At 75.3% G+C, this 8,825-nt stretch carries 8 protein-coding genes; 4 read left to right on the top strand and 4 right to left on the bottom strand.

The features are described from left to right. Positions 1–86 precede the first annotated feature (86 nt). Positions 87–1,340, bottom strand: a complete 1,254-nt coding sequence (locus tag RNC47_RS35250; protein WP_311604870.1) for an MFS transporter — start codon at positions 1,338–1,340, stop codon at positions 87–89. An 81-nt stretch (positions 1,341–1,421) separates the two neighbouring features. Here RNC47_RS35250 and RNC47_RS35245 point away from each other — a divergent pair, with 81 nt between their 5' ends. Beyond that, entirely contained in the window at positions 1,422–1,976 is a 555-nt protein-coding gene (locus RNC47_RS35245) for an ArsR/SmtB family transcription factor (protein WP_311604868.1), read from the top strand. A 39-nt stretch (positions 1,977–2,015) separates the two neighbouring features. Further along, positions 2,016–3,263 (top strand): MFS transporter, encoded by a 1,248-nt coding sequence (locus RNC47_RS35240; RefSeq protein WP_311604866.1) that lies wholly within the window; start codon positions 2,016–2,018, stop codon positions 3,261–3,263. Positions 3,264–3,484: 221 nt separating this feature from the next. On the opposite strand, the gene RNC47_RS35235 is transcribed toward RNC47_RS35240, so the two are convergent. Further along, positions 3,485–4,714: an SAV2148 family HEPN domain-containing protein gene (locus RNC47_RS35235; RefSeq protein WP_311604864.1), complete on the bottom strand. Its 1,230-nt coding sequence runs from the start codon at positions 4,712–4,714 to the stop codon at positions 3,485–3,487. Between the two features lie 120 nt (positions 4,715–4,834). Between RNC47_RS35235 and treY the strand changes: the two genes are divergently transcribed. After that, on the top strand, positions 4,835–7,228 hold the full coding sequence (treY, locus tag RNC47_RS35230) for a malto-oligosyltrehalose synthase (protein ID WP_311604862.1): 2,394 nt from the start codon (positions 4,835–4,837) through the stop codon (positions 7,226–7,228). On the opposite strand, the gene RNC47_RS35225 is transcribed toward treY, so the two are convergent. Continuing rightward, complete coding sequence (locus tag RNC47_RS35225) at positions 7,210–7,653, bottom strand: DUF6174 domain-containing protein (protein WP_311604861.1); 444 nt, start codon at positions 7,651–7,653, stop codon at positions 7,210–7,212. The genes treY and RNC47_RS35225 overlap by 19 nt on opposite strands. Positions 7,654–7,749: 96 nt before the next feature. Here RNC47_RS35225 and RNC47_RS35220 point away from each other — a divergent pair, with 96 nt between their 5' ends. Continuing rightward, positions 7,750–8,307: a GNAT family N-acetyltransferase gene (locus tag RNC47_RS35220; RefSeq protein ID WP_311604860.1), complete on the top strand. Its 558-nt coding sequence runs from the start codon at positions 7,750–7,752 to the stop codon at positions 8,305–8,307. Here the strand turns inward: RNC47_RS35220 and RNC47_RS35215 are convergent. After that, positions 8,258–8,683 carry a GNAT family N-acetyltransferase gene (locus RNC47_RS35215; RefSeq protein ID WP_311604859.1) on the bottom strand — a complete coding sequence of 142 codons (426 nt, stop codon included), beginning with the start codon at positions 8,681–8,683 and terminating at the stop codon, positions 8,258–8,260. The two genes, RNC47_RS35220 and RNC47_RS35215, sit on opposite strands and share 50 nt — an antisense overlap. Between the last annotated feature and the right edge of the window lie 142 nt (positions 8,684–8,825).

Genomic DNA, 8,825 nt, shown 5'->3' with positions numbered 1-8,825 from the left:
GCGAAGCCGCCGGGCCACGGGGCCCCATGCCGCGCGAGGCCACCCGCCAAAGGGCGGGTGGGTGGGCGCGGCACGGCCGCAGGCCGTCAGGCGGAACGTTCCGCCGAGCGCAACGCCGCGTCCGTCACCACCGCCATGCCGACCAGCGTGAGCAGCACCACCACCGCCGTGATCGCGAACACCGCCCGCAGCCCGAAGAGCTGCGCCAGCACCCCGCCGGCCACCGCGCCCAGCGGCATGGTGCCCCAGGCGATCAGCCGGTAGCCGCTGTTGAGCCGGCCGAGGAGGCCGTTCGGCACGATCCGCTGCCGCAACGAGACCGTGATCACGTTCCAGATCACGATCCCCACACCGGAGACCGCGAACCCCGCGCCGACCAGGTAGGGGTCGGCGGTCAGCGCGGGGACGGCGAGGGCGAGCGCGCTGGTCAGGACGGTCAGCGACAGCGCGCGGGCCGGGCCGAGGGCCCGTTCGGCCCACTCGGCGACGAAGGAGCCGAGCAGGCTGCCGACCGCCATCGCGGTCATCAGCACGCCGAAGCCACCCTCCGTGAGCCCCATCGCCGACGTCGGGCCGACCGCGTACAGCACCAGTACCGCGAACGCCGCGTTGGAGGCGAAGTTGCTGGCGCCGACCATCGCGGCGAGCGTCCGCAGCAGCCGCTGGTTCCACAGGTAGCGCAGGCCCTCGGCGATGTCGGCCCGCATGGTGGTGGCCGGGCCGGTTCGCTCGGTCCTGAAGGTGCCGGGCACCAGCAGCAGCGCCGCGACCGCGACCGCCCAGAGGGCGGTGGGCGCGGCGAAGGCGGCCACCGCGCCGGCGGCGACCAACAGCCCGGCCACCGCGGGGCCGACGAACTGGTTGGCGGCCAACTCGGCCGCGTAGAGGCGGCCGTTGGCGCGCGCCAGCTGGTCGCGGTGGACGAGCTGCGGCACGATCGACTGGGCCGAGGTGTCGTACACCGTCTCGGCGACGCCGACGCAGAAGGCGACCGCGTACAGCAGCCAGACGGAGCCCGCGTCCAGCGCCACGGCGAGCGCCAGGGCGGCCATCAGCAGCGTGCGCAGGCAGTTGGCGAACACCATGGCGCGCCGCCGGTCGAGGCGGTCGGCGAGGGCGCCCGCCTGGAGGGCGAACAGCAGCCAGGGCAGGCTGAGCGCGAGCGAGAGCCCAGCGATCAGCGTCGGGGAGCGGGTGTACTGGATCGCCACCAGTGGCAGCGCGACCTTGAGCACGCCGTCGGCCAGGTTGGAGAACGCGGAGGAGGTCAGCAGCCGCCAGTAGGCGGGACCGAGCGGCGGCCGCGCGACGGCGGCGGCCGGGGTGGTCTCGTTCGTCACCGATGGACAATCCCACATCGATGGAGAAAACTCAATCGCCTGTCCTGACCCCGCCGTTCACCCGTGGACTACGCTGCGGACATGGGCGAACAGGGAGCGACCGGCCGGCCCTCGCGGCAGGAGGCGACCGTCCGCGAGGCCAAGGCACTCGCGCATCCGCTGCGGGCCCGCATCCTGCGGCTGTGCGGGCAGCGCGAGATGACCAACAAGCAGCTGGCCGACCGGCTCGGCCGCGACCCCGGCACGGTGCTCTACCACGTGCGCCAGCTGACCGAGGCCGGCTTCCTGGAGCCGGCGCCGGTGCGCACCGGCGACAGCGGCGCCCTGGAGAAGCCGTACCGGTCCACCGGCCGCTCCTGGTGGCTCGACTACCCGCTCGCCAAGGCCGGTTCGGAGGACGCCCCGCTCGTCCCCCTGCTGGCCTTCCAGGAGGAGCTGCACGAGGCGGGGACCGGCTCGATCGCGGAGATGGCGCGGTTCATGCTCCACCTCTCCCCGGAGGAGCTCGCCGAGTTCAACGCGCGCGTCCTCGCCGTCCTCGACGAGTACGTGGCCACCGACGGCGAGCGCCGCGAGGGCCGGCCCGCCTATGGCGGCTTCTTCCTCCTGCACCGCCTCGCCGACCCGCCGTCCTGAGCACAGAACCGGCCGGCGGCGAGGCGCGTCCTCCGCCCCGTGAGCGCGATCGACGACCGGCGCCGGTTCCGCGCCGACCTGCGGCCGGCCCGGATCCCGGCCTTCCGTCGGCTCTGGCTGTCCAGCGCGGTGACCGCGACCGGGGCCAGCCTGACCGCCGTCGCGGTGCCGCTGCAGATCTACGAGCTCACCGGCTCCTCGGCCTGGGTCGGGCTCTCGGCGGTGGCCGCCCTGGGCCCGCTGGTGCTCGCGGCGCTCTGGGGCGGGGTGCTGGCCGACGCGCTCGACCGGCGCCGGCTGCTGCTCGCGACCAACGGCGGGCTCGCCCTCGTCGCGTCGCTGCTGTGGCTCCAGGCGGCGGCCGACGTCGACTCCGTCGCCGTGCTCTTCGTGCTGCTGGCGCTCCTCCAGGGCTGCCTCGGCGCCAACTCGGTGGCCCGCCGTTCCGTGGTGCCACGTCTGGTGCCGCCGGAACTGCTGCCGGCGGCCAACTCGTTGGACGCCACCGTGCGCTGGTTCGGTCCGGTGGCCGGGCCGCTGCTCGCCGGGGCGCTGCTGCCCGTCACGGGCGTGGCGCCGCTGTACCTGGTCGACGCGCTGGCGCTGCTCGCCATGGTCCACGCGGTGTGGCGGCTGCCGCCGCTCCCGCCGGGGGACCCCGCGGGCGCCGGGCGCCGCCCGCGGCTGGCCGCCGGGGTCCGCTACCTGGCGGGCCACCGGCTGCTGGTCGCCCTCTACCTGGTCGACCTGGTCGCGATGGTGATCGGCAACCCGGCGGCGCTCTTCCCCGAGGTGTCGCAGGAGACGTTCGGCGACCCTCCCGGCGGCGGACTGGCGCTCGGGGTGCTCAGCGCCTCGATCTCGGCGGGCGCCGTGCTGGCCGGGCTCTGCTCCGGGGCCTTCACCCGCCTCACCCGGCACGGCCTCGTCTACGCGGTCGCCGTCTGCGGCTGGGGCCTGGCCATCGCCGCCTTCGGCCTGACCGACCGGCTCTGGCTGGCCACCTGCTGCCTGCTGGCGGCCGGCGGGACGCTGATGCTGCTGAGCGTGTTCCGCGCGACGCTGCTCCAGGCGTGCGTGCCGGACGAGCTGCGCGGCCGGCTCCAGGGTCTCGACACGGTGATCTCGGCCGGCGGCCCCTGGCTGGGCGGCCTGGCCCACGGCCTGGCCGGCGCCGCGGCCGGCCCCACCTGGGCCATCACGGGCGGCGGCCTGTTGACGGTCGCCGCGACGCTCGCCCTCGCCTCCGTCTCCCGGACGCTGCTCGCCTACCGAGCCCCCGGCTGACCCACCCCCGCTCGAAAAAAACGGGCAGTGGACCCCGTGACCACGGCCGGCAGGCCCCCCGCTGGGCGGCCTGGCCCACGGCCTGGCCGGCGCCGCGGCCGGCCCCACCTGGGCCATCACGGGCGGCGGCCTGTTGACGGTGGCCGCGACGCTCGCCCTCGCCTCCGTCTCCCGGACGCTGATCGCCTACCGGGCGCCGGGCGGTTGACCCGGCGGCCCGCTCAGGACACCGGCCGGGAGTCCTCCCAGGCCCACTCGAACTCCTCGCGGTAGGTCTCGAAGAGGCTGAGCTCGCCGTCCGCCAGCGGGTCGTCCCGTTGCACTATCTCCCGGCCCGCCCGGCGCAGCACCATCACCGGCGTCTCCATGCCCCGGCTGCGCCGCAGGTACGACTGGACGACGGCGACCCCGTCGGGCCCGTCGGCGTCCACGAAGTAGGCGCTGAACCGCGGCGTGTCGTCGAAGACCCGGATCTCGAAGGCCTCGGGGTCCCGCACCCGGCTGCGCACCCGCCGCACGTGCAGGATGTTGGTCTCCACGGTCCTGCCGAGCTCGCCGCGCTTGAGGCCGAGCTCGCGCTCCCGCCGCCGCATGGCCCCGCTCGCCGGGTTGAGGAAGAGCAGCCGCACCCGGCAGCCGGACTCGGCGAGCCGGAACAGCCGCCGGCCGGGGAAGTTCTGCACCAGCAGGCCGAGCCCTATGCCCAGCGCGTCGAGCCTGCGGGCCCCGGAGAACAGGTCCTCGGCCGGCAGCTGCCGCTGCAACCGCACCCGGTCCGGGTGCACCCCGGCCACGTCCGTGAACCGGTCGCCCACCAGGCGCTCCACCGCGTCGGCCGGCAGCCGCCCGTCCGACGGCGGCGCGCCGGAGTCGAGCAGCCGCAGCAGCCGGGCGCAGGCGCGCTCCGCCTGTTCGAGCACGGCCCGGCTCATGCCCCGGTTGCGGCTGACGGCGCTGCGGGCCACCTCCAGCTCGTCGAGGGTGAGCTCCACCTCGCGCCGGTTGTCCAAATACGGCGCGAAGCAGGGCCAGTGCTGCACCATGAGTTCACGCAGCTGAGGCAGGGTCAGGAAGGCGAGCACGGTGTCATCGGCAGGATCCAGCAGGTGCCCCTTGCGGCGGCTCACCTCACGCAGGGCGGCCGCCCGCTGCACCCACTCCTGCCCGGTGGGCCCGGCCGCCGCCACCTCCCACTCCTCGCCGTGCACCGGCTCGTACACGGGGCGCAGCACGGCCGCCACCACCGAGCGCAGGCGCTGCTCCACCAGGTTCAGCCAGACGTACGCGCGCCCGGCCCGCTCGACGCGGGTCCGCACCTCGGACCAGTCCTCGGCGCTCCAGTCGAGATCGGCGCCGATCTCCACCGGGCGCGGCACCGGCACCGCGACAGTCGGCGCCTCGGCGGTCTCGTCCCCGTTTCCCGGGGGCAATTCCAGCCCCGAAGAGCTCACCTGCACCGCCTTCCGCCCCTGCCTTGGATCAAGGAAGCCTACTGCCGCGCCCGCCGCGCGCGCAGCCCGAGCCTGGGTGGACCGGGCTTGCCCACGCGCCCTTCGGGGCAGGGGGAGGCCATGACGCTCCCCGTGCGCCGGGCGCCCACGTCAACTTACCGGCTCCAGCTGGGGCCCGAGTTCACGTTCGGGGCGGCTGAGGCATTCGTCCCGCGGATCGCCGCGCTCGGCGTCTCGCACCTGCACCTCTCCCCCGTGCTCGACGCGGTCCCCGGCTCCGCGCACGGCTACGACGTCACCGACCACTCCACGGTCCGAGCCGAGCTCGGCGGCGAGGCGGGGCTGCGGCGGCTCGCGGCCACCGCGGGCGCCCACGGCCTCGGCCTGGTGCTCGACATCGTGCCCAACCACATGGCGGTGCCGGCCGACACGAGCCGCAACCGGCAGCTGTGGGAGGTGCTGCGGGACGGCCCGGGGTCCCGGTACGCCTCCTGGTTCGACATCGACTGGGCGGCCGGCGAGGGGCGGCTGCTGCTGCCGGTGCTCGGCGGGCCACTGGCCGGCGAGCTCGACCGGCTCACGGTGGCGGACGGCGCGCTGCGCTACTGGGACCACCGCTTCCCGCTGCGCGCGGGCACGGAGCGGCTGCCGCTGCCCGAGCTGCTGGCGGCCCAGCACTACCGCCTCTGCTGGTGGCGGCTGGGCCGCACCGAGCTCAACTACCGCCGTTTCTTCACCGTGTCGGAGCTGATCGGGGTGCGGGTCGAGGACCCCGCGGTCTTCGACGCCACGCACGCCACGGTGCTGCGGCTGGTGGCCGACGGGGTGGTGACGGGCCTGCGGATCGACCACCCGGACGGGCTCGCCGACCCGGGCGGCTACCTGGCCCGGCTACGCGAGGCGTGCGGCGCGGACGTCTGGATCGTGGCCGAGAAGATCCTGGGGCCCGACGAGCACCTGCCGGCGGCCTGGCCCGTCGCCGGCACCACCGGCTATGACGCGCTGCGGCACGTCGACGCGGTCTTCGTCGACCCCGAGGGACACGCCCGACTGACCGACGCCTACCGGGAGTTCACCGGCGTCGCGCCGGAGGCCGGCGGCGTCTGGGCGGAGACCGTGCGCGCCGCGGGACACCGCATGATCGGGCACGAGCTGGCGGCCGAGGCGGCGCGCCTGGCCCGGGCCGCCGAGGCCGCCTGCCGCGTCGACCCCGCGCTGCGGGGGCGCGACCACGCGCCCTGGGCGCTGCACACCGCGCTGGTCGAGCTGCTGGTGCGGCTGCCGGTCTACCGGCCCTACGTCACGGGCGGGGCGCCACCGGCCCCCGGGGACACGGCGATGCTGACGGCCGCGGCCGAGGCGGCGGCCGGCGCCTTCGCGGTGCCGGAGGAGTCGGCGGCGGTGGCGACCGTCCGTGACCTGGCCCTCGGCAGGTGCGAACCCACGCCGCCGGCCGTCGAGTTCCGGGTCCGCTTCGGCCAGGTCTCCTCGGCGCTGCGGGCCAAGGCCGTGGAGGACACGGCCGGTTACCGGTTCGCCCCGCTGCTCTCGGCGGCCGAGGTCGGCTGCGCGCCGGAGGCGCCGGCGCTGCCGCCGGCCGCGTTCCACGCGCACTGCGCGCGGGTGCGGCGGGAGTGGCCGCTGACCGGCACGGTGCTGTCCACCCACGACACCAAGCGCAGCGGCGACGCCCGGGCCGCGCTCGCGGCCCTCTCCGAACATCCTTCCGTTTGGGCCGGGTTGGTCTCCCGATTGACGGCGGAGACCGCGCGCGCCGGAGCGCCGGCCCCCGACCCCCACCTCGCGTGGACCGCCTGGCAGACCGCGTTCGCCCTCGGCACCCCCGACCGGGAACGGCTGACCGCCGCCGTCCTCAAGGCGGCCCGCGAGGCGGCGCTCGCCACCACCTGGACCGAGCCGGACGCCGACTACGAGCGCGCCCTGGAACGCTTCGTGCACGCCGGCCCGTGCGGCCCACCCGGCCGCTCGCTCGCCGAGTTCGCCCGCCGCCTCGCCCCGGCGATCCGCGCCAACGTGCTGGGCGCCGCGCTGCTGCACCTGACGATGCCCGGCGTGCCCGACGTCTACCGCGGCAGCGAGGGGCACTACCCGGCCCTGGTCGACCCCGACAACCGTCGCCCGCCCGTCGTCGTGGACGCCGAGCTGAACGCCGAGAAGCTGCGCCTGACCACCGCGGCCCTGCGGCTGCGCCGCGACCACCCCGACTGGTTCGGCCCCGAGGCGGGCCACCACCCCCTGACCGCGGAGGGCCCGGCGGCCGAGCACTGCCTGGCGTTCGCCCGCGCGACCCAGGCCATCACCGCCGTCACCCGCCTCCCGCACGGCCTGGCCGAGGCCGGCGGCTGGCGCGACACCCACCTCCCGCTGCCGCCCGGCGACTGGCACGACCTCCTCACCGGCGGCCACACCACCGGCAAGGCACCACTGGCCCGGCTCTTCGCCCGGGCCCCGGTGGCCCTGCTGGTGCGCGCCCCTCAGGACCCGGGCGCGTAGTCGCTGATCCGGTAGCACATCTCGTCGTCGATGGCGTTCGTGTCGTAGTCGACCGTGATCGTCTCCGGCCGCGCCGGGTCCTCCTCCGCGTAGTCGACCTCCACGACGTCCGCCCCCTCCTCCTCTGCCTCCTCGGCCAGCGCCAGCAGTTCGGCGATGGTCATCCCCATCTCCGGTGACTGCTCCGGCGGGTCGAAGAGCCCGGTGAGATCGGTCAACTCGGCCACCTCGCCGTCCTCGACCGCGATCCCCCACCTCCCGCTGAGCGAGGTCTCCCCGCAGGACCCCTCCACCACGAACCGGTACGCCGTCGGGTCCTCCCACGCCGACACGTCGGGGCCATCGGACTGCTCGGGGTCCACGACCACCAGAAGCACCCCGAGCGCCGCCACCAGCCCGACGCCCCCGATCCACGCCGCACGCACGTTCCCCACCATGCCGCTGTGACGGATCGCGGCTGCCGCCGGTTCCCCCGCCCGAGGAGGTGACAACCGCCCGGCCGGTGAGCGAGGGTCGGCACCATGCGGATACGAGCGGGCACCAGACACGACACGGAGCCGGTCGCGGCGCTGCACGCGGACAGTTGGCGCACGGCCTACGCGGGCATCATGCCGGACACCTTCCTCGAAGGAGCACTGCTCGACGACCGTCTGACCGTCTGGCGCGGACGGTTCGCCGCCGACCCGTCGGCGACCGGGCTGTTCGTCGCCGAGGACGACGGCGAACTGGTCGGCTTCGCCTACCTCATGCCCCGCCCCGACGGCCGCGTCCTCCTGGACAACCTCCACGCCCGCCCCGGCCGCACCCGCTCCGGCATCGGCGGCCGCCTGCTGCGGCACTCCCTCGCCTGGGCCGCCGCGACACACCCCGGCCGCCCCCTCTACCTGGAGGTGCTGCGCGACAACACCCCGGCCGTCGCCTTCTACGAGCGCCAGGGCGGCCGGCGCACGGCCGAACGGGTCTGCCGGTTCGAGCAGGGCTTCGAGCTGCCGGGCTTCGAGTACACATGGCACCCCACCGGGGGCGACCTCAGGCGAACTTCATCACCATCAGATGCTCGGGGTCGGGGACCGGAGTGAACCCCACCTTCTCGTAGACGCCGTGCGCGTCGACGGTCGCGAGCATCAGGCGCCTGAGCCGGTACGGCGCCAGGTGGTCCCGGATGGAGGCCGCCAGCCACGTGCCGAGCCCCTTGCCGCGGTGCGCGGGATCCACGTAGACGTCGGAGAGCCAGGCGAAGGCGACCAGGTCGGTGACGACGCGCGCGTACGCCACCTGGCCGCCCGCCGGCTCGTAGACGCCGAAGTTCAACGAGGCCCGCACACACCGCTCGACGGTCTCCCGGCTGCGCCCCAGCGCCCAGTAGGCGTCGGTCGACAGCCAGTGGTGCACACGGTCCATGTCGACGCGGTCCGGATCGGTCGCGATCTCGTACCCGTCTTCCCTTCGCAGCATCACAACCGGCGAATCTAGCCCGGGACGCCCGCGCGGTCGCCCGAATTACCGACCACGGGCCTCGTCACAGCCGCTTCACCGACTCCATCGTGGAACGCGGTGGGTGCGCCGGCGCTCCGCGCCGGGTCTGCCCCCACCCACC

Origin of the sequence: Streptomyces millisiae (assembly GCF_031845425.1) — a bacterium.
GTDB lineage: Bacteria > Actinomycetota > Actinomycetes > Streptomycetales > Streptomycetaceae > Streptomyces > Streptomyces millisiae.
The sequence above is the reverse complement of the archived record's forward strand: the minus strand, read 5'-3'. Positions and strand labels throughout refer to the sequence as shown.

Bases quoted from the DNA above. Each gene is read 5' to 3' on its own strand.
- RNC47_RS35245 (WP_311604868.1), top strand. From the start codon at position 1,422: ATGGGCGAACAGGGAGCGACCGGCCGGCCCTCGCGGCAGGAGGCGACC.
- treY (WP_311604862.1), top strand. From the start codon at position 4,835: ATGACGCTCCCCGTGCGCCGGGCGCCCACGTCAACTTACCGGCTCCAG.
- RNC47_RS35220 (WP_311604860.1), top strand. From the start codon at position 7,750: ATGCGGATACGAGCGGGCACCAGACACGACACGGAGCCGGTCGCGGCG.
- RNC47_RS35215 (WP_311604859.1), bottom strand. From the start codon at position 8,683: ATGCTGCGAAGGGAAGACGGGTACGAGATCGCGACCGATCCGGACCGC.